Source organism: Kitasatospora albolonga (assembly GCF_039535905.1).
GTDB classification, from domain to species: Bacteria; Actinomycetota; Actinomycetes; order Streptomycetales; family Streptomycetaceae; genus Kitasatospora; species Kitasatospora albolonga.
Genome location: NZ_BAAAYB010000069.1, coordinates 21,277 through 37,207, shown reverse-complemented (window position 1 = coordinate 37,207; position 15,931 = coordinate 21,277). Strand labels below are relative to the sequence as shown.

Here is a 15,931-nt window from a genome sequence, read left to right as displayed (position 1 = left end):
GGCTGCCGGGTGTGCCGGGCCCTTGACCACCACCACCGCTTGCCTCGCGGCGAGGGGCCGGGCGGATCCGGGTGAACTTCCGGGGTTGCGAAGGACTTCCGGTCAGTAGGCAGCACCACCTTGCGGTCGCCCCGGGATCGTCATCCAGTGGACTGCAGCCAGTCGTTGCCGGGAGACGTCGGCGCGGTTGCCGAGAGGCGAAGGAGGAGATCCCCAGGCCCCGGCGGTGCGCGGTCTCCAGCGCGCCACCCCGATCGTCCCCGGACTGGCAGAACAGGCCGAACGGGCCCGCGCCGGGCAGCGCCGGGGAGAGCGATGGCGTTCAAGCGGCCGCTCGGGATCGGTGTTCACCAGGCCGAAGGCGTTCGGCCCGATCACCCGCATGGCCGTCCGCCCGGGCCTGGCGCACCAGGGCCCGCTGGCGGCTCCGCCACATCCGGAACGGTCTCCGCGGAGCCAGGCGTGACCCACCACCCGCCCTGCACGCCGTGCGCCCCGCACTCGCGCGACGGCCTGCGGGCAAGCGGCGGGGGCCGGGAGGCGATCACCGGGCCAGGTCTACGTGCCAGGGATCTCCAGCACCGAGGCGGTGGCTGGGCACGCCGTCGATCGGGGTGCCCGGCTCCGCGTTCCCGGTTTTCGACGCGAACAGCTCGGCACGCGAAGCCGCCGCCGCGCAGGTTGCGCAGCAGCGATCGCCGACGACTGCGGCTGGCGGGAGGACCCCGATCACCGCGACCGAAACGGGGCGTCAGCAGCCGCTGCACCGAACGCGCCTCGGCCGCGTGCTCGCGGGCCCGATCACCGCAGCGCGGAGGTCGGTGGGCTCCATGTCGAACTCCGAGGTTCACCAAAGGGGGGGCCGTCGGTCGAATGACCGTCGCTGGAGTAGCCCGCTGTCTTGTGAGGACCTTCACCATCTTCCTGTTCTCCGCAGCACCTCGGCTTGGAATCGGCGGATGCCGCGCTCCTGGGGCCTGACGGGCCGCGATGTGCTCCAGGCAGCGCCGGGCCACGCCGCGGCTCTGTTGGGTGTCCTTCACCAGGAAGGCCTAACTCTGCTTCCGTCCCGGTGACGAGGGGCGGCCGTGCGGGTCGATCCGGTCGTAGCGGACGTTGGCCGTGAAGCGTCCCTCTACCCGACGGCAGGCCGACCCGGTTGACGTAGTCGTGGTGGTGAAGCCGGCGGACGTCCTTGTCGGAGAGCCGGGGTACGGCGCGAAGAACCGGAAGTACTTTCGACTGGTCGAGACCTGTTCGTAGAACTCCACCAGCCGGTCGGCGTCGGCCTCGGTGATCGGCGGATCCGGGGCCGTGCCGCCGTCGCGCAGCAGGACGTCGGCCTCCCAGTGCTTGGGGTAGCTGTGCTCGTCGCCGTGCGGCGCACCGGTCTTCCACAGCGTCAGTTAGACGCTCCCGGCCTCCACCGATGCAGGCCTCTCACCCCGGCGGCGCCCGGCGGGCCCCGCCTGCGCTTCCGCTCGGCCCGGGCCCTCCCCCGCCCTCCCCCCGGCTCCGCGCAGCGGCCCCCTCACGCCTTCGCCCCGGCGAGCCTGCCGGCACGCGGGTGGTCCCGGCGGGTGGGACTTTGGCCACCAAAGAGTCCGCATGCGGCGCGGGACCTCGCCCAGTTTGCATGTCGACAGGGGGGGCTGGTCTAGACAGACCCAGCTCACCAGCACCACCTGAAAGGCACGTCACATGGCTGAGCGGGCGCAGCGTCCACCATCGGTTTGGCGAGGGCCTGCACGCCGTCCCGCCTCCCGTCTTCTGTCGCGGGCGCGACCGCGTTGCTTGCCCCGTACACCATCGCCCAGGATTGTCTGGCACCCGGTCACGCTCTGTCCTCCATTCGGTGCACTTATCTGTGCCTTCGGGCGCCCAGGTCTGTGCTGACCCGTTCGTCCCTTGGGGCGACGTGACACGACGGCAAAGGGATTGCTCTGCGATGCGCTGGACCTCCTGGGCGAAGTGCTGGTCCAGTCGGGCCTGGGACGAGCTCCCCTCCGCCTGACGCCTCATCCGACGTGGCTCGCGCACCGTTCATCCGTCGTGCTCGCTCCCTTTCCTTTGCGCCCTTACCTCAGAACACCGCCACCCCTTGGCCGTGTTTCCATCGCGTCCAATCGTCCGCCACCTCATGCAAAACCTATTTTCCCCGCCTTGTCCATCCCCGGTCTCCACACTCATGACCCCCGGCGTCGCCCCGGCATCCCCTGTCCAGGATCCCGCCGGCCGACCCCGCTCTTGCCTGGGATCCCTACCCGGAAGGCGAACTCCCCACGGGCGCTTCGTCGGCCGCAGTTCGGTCAGCACCTGCTTGTCACGAACCGCTTCGCCTCGCTCCTGTCCTCAGAGCCGTGACGCCTTCCGCCTCACCGCGCTTTCCGGGCCTGAACCTCCCCCCCGCTGCCAGTTCCCGGCAGCGTCTGCGGATCACTCACGTTCTGCGTTTAGTATTCTCCCTCACGCTCCTCCACCCGTTTTGCGCAGGTTCCCGTAGCTGGCGTAAGTGGCTCCTATCGCCGCGTTATCCGTTCCCTTGCCTGTCTCTGCCGCGTCTTCACCAGGGAGTGTCGTCGTCCACCTCGATCGCCTCGTGCCCGACTCCGCCCGCAGGAAGTCCCGCACCGCGCCGACCGCGTCCCCGGTCAGCTCCAGCAGACGGTCCGTCACACCAGGGCGCCGGCGTTTATGAACGGTTGCGCGGGATGCCCTGCTCCGTCTCCAGCTGCACCAGCGAGTTGAACGGATTGCCGGACGGCTCCCGGCCGACCCGCCGCCACAGCGCGTCGCCGTCCTCCCCGCCCTCGGCGAGGGCCAGCGCCAGGGTGAACAGCTTGAGGACGCTCTGCACCGAGACGGCGTCTCCCAGTCCCCCGCGCCGTACACCTCACCGTCCACCGTCGCGATGGCCATGCCGAACGCCCGTCGGTCGACCGCCGCCAGGGCCGGGATGTAGTCGGCCGGCCGGCCGCGCTCGGGCGCGCTCAGCGCGGTCGCCATCGCCTGGTGCAAGAGCTGCTGGTAGTCCACCCGGCCATTGTGCGAGCACGCGTCCCACCAGTCGAAATGCCGTTCGCATTCGGACGGCCGCACCGCCTACGGTGCCGGGATGACCGCCACCGCCCCGCCACCCGCACCACTGCCCGCACCGCCGCTCGTCCCGCCCCGCGCCGCCCTCCGGGACACCCTCGGCGTGGGCATCGGGATCTTCCCGCTCGGGCTGGCCTTCGGCGTGCTGCTCACCCAGAGCGGCTACGCTGGTGGTGGGCCCCGCTCTTCTCGGTGCTGATCTACGCCGCTCGGTGGAGTTCCTGGCCATCGGCCTGCTGCTCGCCGTCACCCCGCTCGCCTCGCTCGCCATGACGACCTTCCTGGTCAACTTCCGGCACGTCTTCTACGGGCTCTCCTTCCCGCTGCACCGCGTCCGGGGCCGGCTCGGCAAGGCCTACAGCGTCTACTCGCTGACCGACGAGGCCTACGCCCTCACCGCCACCAAGCCGGCCGAGACGCTCTCCTCGGGCTACGTGCTCGGCATCCAGGCCCTGTGCCAGGCCTACTGGGTGACGGGCGGTCTGCTCGGCGCCCTGCTCGGCTCCGCCCTCCCGGCCGGCCTGGAAGGACTGGAGTTCACCCTCACCGCCCTGATCGCGGTCCCTCGCCGTCGAGGGCTACCGCGCCACCCGCGACATCCCCGGCCCGGTCCTCGGGCTGCTCTCCGCGCTGACCGCCCTGCTGATCGCCCCCGGCCAACTGCTGGCCGTCGCCCTCGGCCTCTACGTCGCCGCCCTCGCCGTCCGCCACACCCTCAGGAGCCGCCGCCGTGCCCAGTGACCGCTAACCTCCTGACCGGCCTCCTGGTGATGCTCGCCGTCACCCTCGCCCTCCGCGCCGCCCCCTTCCTCCTGCTCGGCCGCCTCCGCGACTCCCCCTTCCTCACCTACCTCTCCACCGCCATGCCCGCCGGCGTGATGGTCATCCTCGCCGTCTACACCCTCCACGGCACCACCGCCGCCACCGCCCTCCCCGCCACCGCCGGCCTGACCACCACGGTCGGACTCCAACTCTGGCGGCGCAGCGCCCTGCTGAGCGTCCTGGCGGGCACGGCGGTCTACATGACGGCGCTCCAGCTCGGCTAAGCGGACAAATCGCCTTTAGCCAATCCATCCGATCGCGTGGCCCGAGTCGCTTCCGGGAACGAGGCTCCTCCCCGACGCCCACCCTGGGCACCATGAACGACTTCGACCTCGAACGCCCCGAGCACGCCTACATGTTCGGCTTCCTCCAGGCCGACGGCCACCTCCACCAGGGCCCCGGCAACAAGGGCCGGCTGTCGGTGGAGCTGTCCGCCCGCGACGCCCCGCTCCTGGAGGAGTTCCAGCGCCTCTGCCCCTACAACAGCTCGATCAGGTACCGCACCCGCAGCACCAACTTCGCCGCCGAACACACGTCGGTCGTCTGGACGGTCTGCGCCCGCGAATTCCGCGAAACGCTCCAGAGCCTTGGCCTACCGCCCGGCCGGAAGTCGGACACCATAGCCCCACCCACGGCCCCGCACTCCGAACGCGACTACCTGCGCGGCCTGGTGGACGCCGACGGTTCCCTGGGCCGGACCGGCCGAGACCTGCCGTTCATCAGCCTCACCACCAAGAGCGACGCCGTCGTCGCGTACTTCTTGGCCTACGCCGAGCGCCTTACCGGCCAGCGCCGCATCCTCAACCGCAACGCACGCGACGACATCTACAACATCTGCATCACCCGGGAGGACGCCGTCACCATCACGAGCGACCTCTACCACCCCGGCTGCCTGGCCCTGCCGCGGAAGCTCGCGGCGGCACAGGCGGTCACGACGTGGGTCCGACCTGCTGGCGTGCGGAGGAACAATCGCCGCTCCTGGACCGACGAGGAGACCGAACTCCTCCTCGCCACAGCGGACCCGGCGGAGGCCGCCGTCCTGCTGAACCGCACGGTCCAGAGCTGCCAGATGCGCCGCTGGCGCGTCCAAGGACCGAAAAAGGCCAGGGTGCGCTTCCCGCGCCCCCTGGCCTGATCCGTCAACCCTTCACGCAGATGAGCTGCTTGAGCTGAGCCACCACCTCGACGAGGTCGCGCTGCTGGTCCATCACCTTCTCGATGGACTTGTAGGCGCCCGGGATCTCGTCCACCACGCCGCTGTCCTTGCGGCACTCGACGCCCTTGGTCTGGTCTGCCAGGTCCTGCGCGGTGAACTTCTTCTTCGCCGCCGTCCGGCTCATCTTCCGACCGGCGCCGTGCGAGGCCGAGTTGAACGCCGCCGCGTTGCCGAGGCCGCGGACGATGTACGAACTGGTGCCCATCGAGCCCGGGATGATCCCGTACTCTCCGCCGCCGGCCCGGATCGCGCCCTTGCGGGTGACCAGCAGGTCGACGCCGTCGTACTGCTCCTCCGCCACGTAGTTGTGGTGGCAGCTGATCTCCGGCTCGAACGCGACCTTGGCCTTCGGGAGCTCCCGCCGGACGACGTCCTTGAACAGGGCCATCATCAGCGCACGGTTGTACTTGGCGTACTCCTGCGCCCAGAACAGGTCCGAACGGTAGGCCGCCATCTGCGGGGTGTCCGAGATGAAGACCGCCAGGTCACGGTCGACCAGTCCCTGGTTGTGCGGAAGTCCACGGGCGACGCCCATGTGATGCTCCGCCAGCTCCTTGCCGATGTTCCGCGACCCGGAGTGCAGCGTCAGCCAGATCGACCCCTCAGTATCGAACAGCAGTTCGAGGTAGTGATTTCCGCTGCCGAGCGTCCCCATCTGCTGCATGGCCCGCTCGCGCCGCCACTTCACCTCCGGAGCGACCCCGTCGAAGCGCTGCCAGAAGTCGTCCCAGCCCGCCGTGGCGAAGCCGTGGAGCTTGCCCGGATCGATCGGATCCGAGTGCAGCCCACGCCCCACCGGGATGGCCTGCTCGATCTTCGAGCGCAGCCGCGACAGGTCGTCGGGCAGGTCCTTCTTCGTGAGCGAGGTCTTCACCGCGCTCATCCCGCACCCGATGTCGACGCCGACCGCCGCCGGGCAGACCGCGCCCTTCATGGCGATGACCGACCCGACCGTGGCGCCCTTCCCGAGGTGCACGTCCGGCATCACGGCGAGGCCGTGCAGCCACGGGAGGGAGCTGATGTTGCGGAGCTGCTGCATCGCGGCGCCCTCGACCGTCGAGGGGTTGGTCCACATCCGGATCGGGACGCGGATGCCGGGGACTTCGGTGTACGACATGGTGAACGACCTCCACGGGTCGGCTGGTTCAAGCGTAAGGAGAACGAACTGCCACGCGAAGCTTCCGGCGTGGCTCGGGGAAGACCGAGAGGGCTCAGAGAGCCGCACAGGGGAAGTACGGCCTCGGGGAGCCAGTTCGTCGCTCGACCCGCATGGTGACCGCCTCCTCTCCCGTGCTCGATGGCCGCCCGTGTGGCGACGGGAGCAATCTAGCCACAGCCACCGACAGCGGCACAACGAAATAAAAGACGGCCCGGCGGAGCCGAAAGGGCTCCACCGGGCCGCGTGCCGACAGTGCGTCAGCTCACCACGGTGACCTCGCCGATCCCCAACTCCCGTACCGCGTCCGCGAACGCGGAGGCGTCGCCGACCAGCACGGTGACCAGCCGGTCCGGCGGGAAGGCGGCGACGACGGCCGAGGTGGCGGCGTCGGTGCCGAGGGCGGCGAGCTGCCGGTAGACCTCGGCCTGGTAGTCGTCGGGCAGGTACTGCTCGACCTGGTCGGCCAGGGTGGCGGCCACCGATCCGGCCGTCTCGAACTTGAGCGGGGCGACCCCGACCAGGAACTGCACGGCCTCGTCGCGCTCGGCGTCGGTGAGGCCCTCGGCGGCGAGGGTGCGCAGGATGGTCCAGGTGTCGGCCAGGGCGGGGGCGGTGGAGGCGGTGTCCACCGAGCCGCTGATGGCGAGCAGGGAGCGGCCGGTGCCGGCCGCGTTGGAGCGCAGCGGCTGGGCGAAGGCCCGCACGCCGTAGGTGTAGCCCTTCTCCTCGCGCAGGACGCGGTCCAGGCGGGAGGTGAGGGTGCCGCCGAGGCAGTAGGTGCCGAGGATCTGGGCGGCCCAGTCGGCGGAGTGGCGGTCGGGGCCGATCCGGCCGATGAGCAGCTGGGTCTGGACCGATCCGGGCCGGTCGACGATGACGACCCGTCCGGTGTCGTCGGCGGTGACGGCGGCGTGCGCGCTGGGCTCGACGGCGGTGCCGGTCCACTGGCCGAGGGTGGCCTCCAGCAGGGCGGGGAGGTCGATGCCGGTGAGGTCGCCGACCACGACCGCGGTGGCGGTGGAGGGGCGGACGTGCGCGGCGTAGAAGGCGTGGACGGCGGCCCGGGTGATGTTCTTGACCGTGTCGGCGGTGCCGCTGCGCGGGCGGGAGAGGCGGTCGGCCTCCTCGAAGAGCTCGGCGTAGAGGGCCTTGGCGGCGCGGCGGGCCGGGTTGGCCTGCTCGTGCTGGATCTCGTCGAGGCGGTTGGCGACCAGGCGCTCGATCTCGTCCTCGGGGAGGGCGGGGGCGCGCAGGGCGTCGGCGACCAGGCTGAGGCCGCGCTCCAGGCGGGAGGCGGGGACTTCGAGGGAGACCCGGATGCCGGGGTGGTCGGCGTGGGCGTCCAGGGTGGCGCCGGCCCGCTCGAGCTCGCCGGCGAACTGCTCGGCGGTGAGGGTGTCGGTGCCCTCGCTGAGGGCGCGGGCGAGGATGTTGGCGATGCCGTCGAGGCCGTCGGGTTCGGCGGCCAGCGGGGCGTCCAACTGGATCTCCACGGCGACCAGTTGCTGGCCGGGGCGGTGGCAGTCCAGCACCGTGAGGCCGTTGCCGAGGACGGACCGCTCGGGGGCCGGGAAGGCCCACGGGCTCGGGTCGCCGGCGGTCGGCTTGGGGTGGAAGGTCATGGTGGGGGTGGGGTCGGTCATGCCGCCGCCTCCTCGTCCTGGGTGTCGTCAGCGGCAGCGTCGTCGGAGTCGCCCGCGGTGGGTTCGTAGACCAGCACGGCGCGGTTGTCGGGCCGCAGGCGGGCGGCGGCCACGGCCTTGACCTCCTCGGCGGTGACGTCGAGGACCTTGCCGAGCGCCTCGTTGAGCAGCTTGGGGTCGCCGAACAGGACGGCGTAGCGGCAGAGTTCGTCGGCGCGGCCGGCCACGGTGGTGAGGCGGTCGAGCCATTCGCGCTCGATCTGGGCCTGGGCCCGCTCGAGCTCCTCGGCGGTGGGGCCCTCGGCGGCGAAGCGGGCGAGCTCCTCGTCGACGGCGGTCTCGATCTGGGCGATGGTGGCGTCGCCGGAGGTCTTGACGTCGAGCCAGCCGAGCGAGGGGGCGCCGGCCAGGCGGAGCAGGCCGAAGCCGGCCGAGACGGCGGTGCGGTCGCGGCGGACCAGCCGGTTGTAGAGCCGGCTGGACTCGCCGGAGCCGAGGATGGTGAGCGCCAGGTCGGCGGCGTCGGCCTCGCGGGTGCCGTCGTGCGGCAGGCGGTAGGCGGCCATCAGGGCGCGGGAGGGGACGTCCTCGCGGACCAGCTCGCGGACCTCGGCGCCGATCACCCCGGGCAGGGTGCCGTCGCGCGGGGGCTGCTTGCCGTCGTGGGCGGGGATGGTGCCGAAGTACTTCTCGACCCAGGCGATGGTCTGCTCGGGGTCGAGGTCGCCGACGATGGAGAGCACCGCGTTGTTGGGCGCGTAGTAGGTGCGGAAGAACGCGCGGGCGTCCTCCAGCGTGGCGGCGTCCAGGTCGGCCATGGAGCCGATCGGGGTGTGGTGGTACGGGTGGCCGTCCGGGAAGGAGAGCGCGGTGAGCTTCTCGAAGGCGGTGCCGTAGGGCACGTTGTCGTAGCGCTGGCGGCGCTCGTTCTTGACGACGTCGCGCTGGTTCTCCATCGAGGTGTCGTCGAGGGCGGCCAGCAGGGAGCCCATCCGGTCGGCCTCCAGCCAGAGCGCGAGCTCCAGTTGGTGGGCGGGCATGGTCTCGAAGTAGTTGGTGCGCTCGAAGCTGGTGGTGCCGTTGAGCGAGCCGCCGGCGCCCTGGACCAGTTCGAAGTGGCCGTTGTTGGAGACGTTGGCGGAGCCCTGGAACATCAGGTGCTCGAAGAGGTGGGCCAGGCCGGTGCGCCCCTTCACCTCGTGGCGGGAGCCGACGTCGTACCAGAGGCAGACGGCGGTCACCGGGGTGAGGTGGTCCTCGGAGAGCACCACGCGCAGGCCGTTGGCCAGGCGGTGCTCGGTGATGGCGAGTCCTCGGGTGGAGGCGGGGGCCGGGTTGGCCATGCTGGGTCCTTCCCGTCTTCGGTCGGTCGCGGCCGGACGGCTGGTCCGGGTGGCAGGGATGCCGTTCCTCATTCTGGTGCAACGCACGGCGCGTCCGGTTGTGCCCGCGCCAACGGTGCGTTCGCCACGGGCGGACGCGGCGTCAGGGGGGAGGGGGTTGACTGGGGCTGTCAGCCTTAGGGTTCACAATGGGGGGCGCCGTACCCCGGCGCCGAGCCCGGACGTTTACCGAAGTACCGTCAGAGACGCAAGGGAGCCAAGCCGCGATGGCCCGCCGCAGTTCGCCCACCCCGCCGCCCGGAGACTACGAGGAGCGCATCCTCGACGTGGACGTGGTGGACGAGATGCAGGGCTCCTTCCTGGAGTACGCCTACTCGGTCATCTACTCCCGCGCCCTGCCCGACGCGCGCGACGGCCTGAAGCCGGTGCACCGCCGGATCCTGTACCAGGCCAACGAGATGGGCCTGCGCCCGGACCGCGCGCACGTCAAGTGCGCCCGTGTGGTGGGCGAGGTGATGGGCCGTCTGCACCCGCACGGCGACGCCTCGATCTACGACTCCGTGGTCCGGATGGCGCAGCCGTTCTCGATGCGGCTGCCGCTGATCGACGGACACGGGAACTTCGGTTCGCTGGGGAACGACGACCCGCCGGCCGCGATGCGGTACACCGAGTCGCGGCTGACGGCCGCCTCGATGGCGATGGTGGAGTCGATCCACGAGGACACCGTCGAGTTCGGGCCGAACTACGACGGCAGCGAGCAGGAGCCGACGGTCCTGCCGTCCGCGTTCCCGAACCTGCTGGTCAACGGCGCCACCGGCATCGCGGTCGGCATGGCGACCAACATGCCGCCGCACAACCTGGCGGAGGTGGTGGCCGCCGCCCGGCACCTGATCAAGCACCCGCAGGCGGACCTCGAGACGCTGATGCGCTTCGTGCCGGGCCCGGACCTGCCGACCGGCGGGCGGATCGTCGGCCTGTCGGGCATCCGGGACGCGTACGAGTCGGGCCGCGGCACCTTCAAGATCCGGGCGACGGTCTCGATCGAGGCGGTGACGGCCCGTCGCAAGGGCATCGTGGTCACCGAGCTGCCGTTCAGCGTCGGCCCGGAGAAGGTGATCGGCAAGATCAAGGACCTGGTCGGCGCCAAGAAGCTCCAGGGCATCGCCGACGTCAAGGACCTGACGGACCGTGAGCACGGTCTGCGCCTGGTCATCGAGGTGAAGAACGGTTTCGTTCCCGAGGCGCTGCTGGAGCAGCTCTACAAGCTGACGCCGATGGAGGAGACCTTCGGCATCAACAACGTGGCGCTGGTGGACGGCCAGCCGCTGACGCTGGGCCTGAAGGAGCTGCTGGAGGTCTACGTCGACCACCGGTTCACGGTGGTCCGGCGGCGCAGCGACTTCCGCCGCCGCAAGCGGCAGGAGCGGCTGCACCTGGTCGAGGGCCTGCTGGTCGCGCTGGTGGACATCGACGAGGTCATCGCGATCATCCGCTCCAGCGACAACGCGACGCAGGCGAAGGAGCGGCTGATCGAGCGCTTCTCGCTGTCGGAGACGCAGACCGCGTACATCCTGGACACCCCGCTGCGCCGCCTCACCCGCTTCGACCGGGTGGAGCTGGAGGACGAGCAGGCCAAGCTGCTGACGGAGATCGCGGAGCTGACCGAGATCCTGGACTCGGACAGCAAGCTGCGCAGTGTGGTCTCGGGCGAACTCGCGGCGGTGGCGAAGCAGTTCGGCACCGAGCGGCGCACCGTGCTGCTGGAGGCCGGGGCGGCCCCGGCCGCCTCGCTGGCGGTGCCGCTGGAGGTCGCGGACGATCCGTGCCGGGTGCTGCTGTCGGCGACGGGCCTGCTGGCCCGGACGGCGGACGGCGAGCCGGTGGAGTTCTCCGGGACGCGCTCCAAGCAGGACGTGGTGGTGTCGGCGGTGCCGGCCACCGCGCGGGCCGACGTCGGGGCGGTGACGACGGCCGGGCGGGTGCTGCGGCTGCCGGTGATCGACCTGCCGGCGCTGCCGCCCTCGCCGTCGTTCTCGCTGGCCGGGGGTGCGGCGGTGGGCGAGTTCCTCCGCCTGGACGACGGTGAGCGGGTGATCGCGCTGACCACGCTGGACGAGTCCTCGCCGGGTCTGGCGCTGGGCACGGTGCAGGGCGTGGTGAAGCGGGTGGTGCCCGAGTGGCCCGCCAACAAGGACGAGTTCGAGGTCATCGCGCTCAAGGACGGCGACGAGGTGGTCGGTGCGGTGGAGCTGCGCACCGGCGAGGAGGACCTGGTGTTCATGACCTCGGACGCCCAGCTGCTGCGCTACCCGGCCGGCCAGGTCCGCCCGCAGGGCCGCCCGGCGGGCGGCATGGCGGGCGTCAAGCTCGCCGACGGCGCCCGGGTGCTCTCCTTCACCGCGGTGGACCCGGCCGCGGACGCGGTGGTGGTCTCGGTGGCCGCCGCCTCGGGCACGCTCTCCGGTTCTGAGCACAGCAGTTGGAAGGTCACGCCCTTCGAGCTCTACCCGCGCAAGGGGCGCGCCACCGGCGGCGTCCGGGTGCAGCGCTTCCTCCGCGGCGAGGACGGCCTGGCCTTCGCCTGGGCCGGCCCGGCCCCGGCCCGTGCCTGCACCGCCAACGGCGCTCCGGTCGACCTCCCGGAGCGCGATCCGCGCCGCGACGGCTCGGGCACCCCGGTCACCGGCACCGTCGCCGCGGTGAGCGGGCCGACGGCCTGAGGGCCTGAGGGCCTGAGGGCTTGAGGGGCCGATTGGCCGAGCGGGCCGACGGCCTGACGCGAACGGGAGGGCGGTACCGGATCACCGGTGCCGCCCTCCCGTCGTCGCCGCCGGGATCCGACGGAACAAGTTCGTACTCACTGCGGCCGGGAGGCGGGGAAGGGTAGCCTTACCGGCGTGAGCACTTGTGCGACGCTGTCCCGCGAACTGACCGAGCCGCTGTCCGCGACGGCGGCCACCGCGACGACCTGGCTGTTGGTGGAACAGGCCGGCCCCTGGGGCGCGAAGGCCCTGACGGAGAGTCACCTGGACCCGGCGGTAGGCCGGGCGCTGGACGCGGCGGCCGCGGGCACCGGGGTCCGGGTGGCACTGATCCGGCGGCCCGGCCGGCACGCGGACCGCCTGGGGACCGCCCGGCACGAGGTGGTCCTCGCGCACACCGCTCCGGGCCGCTCCTGGGTGCGCCGCACCGGCGTGGCCGATCCGGCGGAGCTGCTCGCCCTGGACTTCGCCGCCCTGGGGGCGGGCGAGCACGGCAACTTCGGCGCCGAGCACCGCGGCGACCCGCTGGCCCTGGTGTGCACCAACGGCCGCCGGGACCGGTGCTGCGCGCTGCTCGGCCGCCCGCTGGCGGCCGAGCTGGCCGCGGCCGGGCACGCGGAGGTGTGGGAGGTGACCCACCTGGGCGGGCACCGCTTCTCCCCCACCATGCTGGTGCTCCCGTTCGGCTACGCGTACGGGCGGCTGAGCCCCACGGCCGCCAAGGAGGTGCTGGCGGCCACCGCCGTCGGCCACGTGGTGCCGGAGTTCTCGCGCGGCCGCTCGTACTGGGACCGGCCGGGCCAGGCCGCCGAGCAGGCGGTGCGGCTGCTGACCGGCGAGAGCGCCGCCGACGCCCTGACGGTGGACCAGGAGCGGGACGGCGAGGGCTGGTGGGTGACGGTCCGTCACCAGGACGGCCGGACCTGGCGGGCCGAGGTGACGGCGGGGGTGAGCGAGCCGCCCCGGGCGGAGAGCTGCGGCAAGGCCGCGGCCACGCCGTCCCGGATGGACGTCACCTCGCTGACCGCCCTGGCCGACCTCGGCTGACACCCGTCTGCCCCCGTCCGACCCTCAGCCGGCCTTGGAGACGAACTCCGTGGTGTAGGTACGGGCCAGGTCGATCGACGCCTCCTTGCCCTGGACGTCCGGGTGGAAGGCGCCGAGCACCGCGAGCACCGTCTTCGGCCCCTCCGGCGGCATCACCCCGTCGGTGGTGAACATCGGCAGGGTGGCCTTGATCGCCGCCGCGTACTGCTCGGCGCCGCCCTGGGCGTAGTCGGCGGGCATCTTGGCGGCGATCTCCTCGGGGGTGTGGGTGTTCATCCACCTGAGGGTCTTCACGAAGGCGTTCGCCAGCTTCTGCACGGTCTCCTTGTTCTGCTGGACCCAGGCGGTGTTCATGTAGAGCGAGGAGGAGGGGTAGAGGCCGCCGAGGGCGGCGCGCGAGCCCTCGGGGGTGCGCATGTCGTAGAGCACGGTGCCGATCTGCTTGGCCAGGACGTTGGCCACGGTCGGGTCGGTGGTCATCCCGGCGTCGATCGAGCCCTGCTGCATGGCGGCGATGAAGGTCTGCCCGGCGCCGACCGCGATCGGGCTGAACTCGCTGACCGCGACGCCGTTCTTGACGGCCAGGTACTTGGTGAGGAAGTCGGTGGAGGAGCCGATGCTGGTGACGCCGAGCTTCTTGCCCTTGAAGTCGGCGCCGCTGCGGATCGCCCCGGCCTGCTTGGCCGAGACCACCTCGACCTCGCCGGGTGCCTGGGAGAACTGGACCACCGACTGCACCTCCTTGCCCTTGGCCTGGAGGTCGATGGTGTGGTCGTAGAAGCCGACGGCGCCCTGCACGTCCCCGGCGAGCAGGGCGGTGGTGGCGTTCACCCCGGCGGGCTCGGTGAGGAGTTCGACGTTGACCCCGGCCTCGGCGAAGTGGCCGAGCCGCTGGGTGAGCATGGCGGGCAGGTAGATCACCTTGTCCAGCCCGCCGACCATGATCTTGACCTTGGGGCCCTCGACCACCGGACCGGAGCCGGCGCTGTGCGAGGAGGAGGCCTCGTTGGCGCAGGCGGTGAGGGTGAGCAGCAGGGCGGCGGCGAGGAGAGCGGTTCTGCGCACGGGTGGGTGCCTTTCGACGAGGAGGTGAGGGGGCGTCAGCGGCCGTCGCCGGAGTCGGCCGGCTTCCAGCGGAAGAGCCGCTTCTCGGCGAAGGTGAGCAGCCCCTCGGTGAGCAGGGCGACCACGGCGAGGATGGTCATCGCCGCGTACACCCCGGCCGCGTTGAAGGTGCCCTGGGCGGCCGCGACCAGCAGGCCGAGGCCCTTGGTGGCGCCGATGTACTCGCCGACGATGGCGCCGATCAGGGCGAAGCCGAAGGAGACGTGCAGGCTGGTGAAGATCCAGCTGGTGGCGGCCGGGATGACCACCCGGAAGGTGACCTGGCGGTTGGAGGCGCCCAGGATGCGGGCGTTGGCGATCAGGTTGCGGTCCACCTCGCGGGCGCCCTGGAAGGCGTTGAAGAAGACCGGGAAGAAGACCAGCACCACGGCGGAGGCCACCTTGGAGGCCGGGCCGAGGCCGAACCAGATCAGGAAGATCGGGGCCAGCACGATCCTGGGGATCGCGTTGAGCACCTTGATGTAGGGGCCGAACACGTCCGCCAGGAAGCGGACCCGGCCGAGCGCGATGCCCAGCAGCACGCCGCCGACCACGCCTACCACCCAGCCGGTGAGGGCCTCGTAGAGGGTGTAGCCGATCTGCTCGCCGAGCGAGCCCTGTGCGGTGCCGTGGGTGGTCCACTGCCAGATCTGGGCCCAGATCCGGGACGGCTGGGAGAAGTTGAACGGGTCGACGACCCCGGTGCGGGCGGCCAGCTCCCAGAGGCCGAGGAAGCCCGCCAGCACGGCGGCGCGGGCCCCGGCGACGCCCAGGCGGCGCTGCCGGGCGGCCCGTTCGCGGGCCTCGGTGCGGGAGCCGGCGGCGGCCGGAGCGGCGGCGGGCGGGGTGAGGGTGTCAGGCTGCACGGTCGGCTCCTCGTTCGGCACCTCGTTCACGGGTGATCCGGACCTCCTCGCCGAGGGAGGCCCAGATCTCCCGGTACAGCTCGACGAAGCGGGGTTGCAGGCGGACGGCCTCGACGGTGCGCGGCCGGGGCAGGTCCACGGTGAAGACCTCCTTGACGGTGGCGGGGCCCGCCGTCATCACCACCACCCGGTCGGCGAGCGCGATCGCCTCGTCCAGGTCGTGGGTGACGAAGACCACCGAGGAGCCGGTGCCGGCCCACAGCTCCAGCAGCTGATCGGACATCAGCGCCCTGGTCTGCACGTCCAGGGCCGAGAACGGTTCGTCCATCAGCAGCACCCGCGGGTCGTTGACCAGGGTCTGGGCCAGCGCGACGCGCTTGCGCATGCCGCCGGAGAGCTGGTGCGGGTAGCGGTCCTCGAAGGCGGCCAGGCCGACCCGGGCCAGCCAGTCCCTGGCCCGCTCCTTCGCCTCGGCGGCGGGCACGCCCCGGAACCGGGGGCCGGCCGCGACGTTGGAGAGCACCGTCCGCCAGGGGAAGACGGCGTCCTGCTGGAAGACGAACCCGACCTCGGGGTCGATCCCGGTGACCGGGCGGCCGTGCACCAGCACCTCGCCCTCGGTGGGCTCCTCGAGCCCGCTGACCAGGGTCAGCGTGGTGGACTTGCCGCAGCCGGTCGGGCCGACCACGGCGACGAACTCGCCCGGGGCGACCGCCAGGTCGAGGCTGTGGACGGCGGTGTGCAGGGAGCCGGACGGGGTCCGGAAGCGTTTGGTGGCGCCGATCAGCTCGATCGCCGGCGGGGTACTGCTCATGGGTCTCTGGCCTCCACGGGTGGGTGGTGGTGCGGTGCTCCGGGAGGCTAGGAGCGGGC

At 71.7% G+C, this 15,931-nt stretch carries 11 protein-coding genes and 1 pseudogene; 5 read left to right on the top strand and 7 right to left on the bottom strand.

What is annotated here, in order from left to right; all coding sequences use genetic code 11:
* Positions 1 to 2,692: 2,692 nt before the first annotated feature.
* Positions 2,693 to 2,919, bottom strand: a pseudogene (locus tag ABD946_RS17215) (glutaminase).
* A gap of 196 nt (positions 2,920 to 3,115) precedes the next feature.
* Here ABD946_RS17215 and ABD946_RS17210 point away from each other — a divergent pair.
* From ABD946_RS17210 to ABD946_RS17200, 3 genes are all read left to right on the top strand, one after another.
* Positions 3,116 to 3,295: a hypothetical protein gene (locus ABD946_RS17210; protein ID WP_345284495.1), complete on the top strand. Its 180-nt coding sequence runs from the start codon at positions 3,116 to 3,118 to the stop codon at positions 3,293 to 3,295.
* A gap of 13 nt (positions 3,296 to 3,308) precedes the next feature.
* Positions 3,309 to 4,142 (top strand): AzlC family ABC transporter permease, encoded by an 834-nt coding sequence (locus tag ABD946_RS17205; RefSeq protein WP_345284493.1) that lies wholly within the window; start codon positions 3,309 to 3,311, stop codon positions 4,140 to 4,142.
* Positions 4,143 to 4,234: 92 nt separating this feature from the next.
* Entirely contained in the window at positions 4,235 to 5,053 is an 819-nt protein-coding gene (locus tag ABD946_RS17200; RefSeq protein ID WP_345284491.1) for an LAGLIDADG family homing endonuclease, read from the top strand.
* Between the two features lie 4 nt (positions 5,054 to 5,057).
* Here the strand turns inward: ABD946_RS17200 and ABD946_RS17195 are convergent, their stop codons facing one another.
* The 3 genes from ABD946_RS17195 to ABD946_RS17185 all read right to left on the bottom strand — a co-directional run bounded on the left by ABD946_RS17195 (position 5,058) and on the right by ABD946_RS17185 (position 9,279).
* Positions 5,058 to 6,251 (bottom strand): RtcB family protein, encoded by a 1,194-nt coding sequence (locus ABD946_RS17195; protein ID WP_345284489.1) that lies wholly within the window; start codon positions 6,249 to 6,251, stop codon positions 5,058 to 5,060.
* A 299-nt stretch (positions 6,252 to 6,550) separates the two neighbouring features.
* On the bottom strand, positions 6,551 to 7,936 hold the full coding sequence (locus tag ABD946_RS17190) for a M16 family metallopeptidase (protein WP_345284487.1): 1,386 nt from the start codon (positions 7,934 to 7,936) through the stop codon (positions 6,551 to 6,553).
* Positions 7,933 to 9,279 carry a M16 family metallopeptidase gene (locus ABD946_RS17185; RefSeq protein ID WP_345284485.1) on the bottom strand — a complete coding sequence of 449 codons (1,347 nt, stop codon included), beginning with the start codon at positions 9,277 to 9,279 and terminating at the stop codon, positions 7,933 to 7,935. The genes ABD946_RS17190 and ABD946_RS17185 overlap by 4 nt, the downstream gene beginning before the upstream one ends.
* Positions 9,280 to 9,545: 266 nt before the next feature.
* Between ABD946_RS17185 and ABD946_RS17180 the strand changes: the two genes are divergently transcribed.
* Together ABD946_RS17180 and ABD946_RS17175 are read left to right on the top strand one after the other, a co-directional pair.
* A complete protein-coding gene (locus ABD946_RS17180) occupies positions 9,546 to 11,999 on the top strand; it encodes a DNA gyrase/topoisomerase IV subunit A (RefSeq protein WP_345284483.1) in 2,454 nt (817 codons plus the stop codon).
* Between the two features lie 177 nt (positions 12,000 to 12,176).
* Positions 12,177 to 13,088, top strand: a complete 912-nt coding sequence (locus ABD946_RS17175) for a ferredoxin family protein (protein WP_345284481.1) — start codon at positions 12,177 to 12,179, stop codon at positions 13,086 to 13,088.
* Between the two features lie 24 nt (positions 13,089 to 13,112).
* Here ABD946_RS17175 and ABD946_RS17170 read toward each other — a convergent pair whose 3' ends face one another.
* From ABD946_RS17170 to ABD946_RS17160, 3 genes are read right to left on the bottom strand one after another with little or no spacing between them, the layout of a single operon-like run.
* Positions 13,113 to 14,153 (bottom strand): ABC transporter substrate-binding protein, encoded by a 1,041-nt coding sequence (locus ABD946_RS17170; protein WP_345284479.1) that lies wholly within the window; start codon positions 14,151 to 14,153, stop codon positions 13,113 to 13,115.
* 35 nt (positions 14,154 to 14,188) lie between these two features.
* On the bottom strand, positions 14,189 to 15,058 hold the full coding sequence (locus ABD946_RS17165; protein ID WP_345284477.1) for an ABC transporter permease: 870 nt from the start codon (positions 15,056 to 15,058) through the stop codon (positions 14,189 to 14,191).
* Positions 15,048 to 15,872 carry an ABC transporter ATP-binding protein gene (locus ABD946_RS17160; protein WP_345284476.1) on the bottom strand — a complete coding sequence of 275 codons (825 nt, stop codon included), beginning with the start codon at positions 15,870 to 15,872 and terminating at the stop codon, positions 15,048 to 15,050. Before ABD946_RS17160 ends, ABD946_RS17165 begins: the two co-directional genes overlap by 11 nt.
* Positions 15,873 to 15,931: the final 59 nt, after the last annotated feature.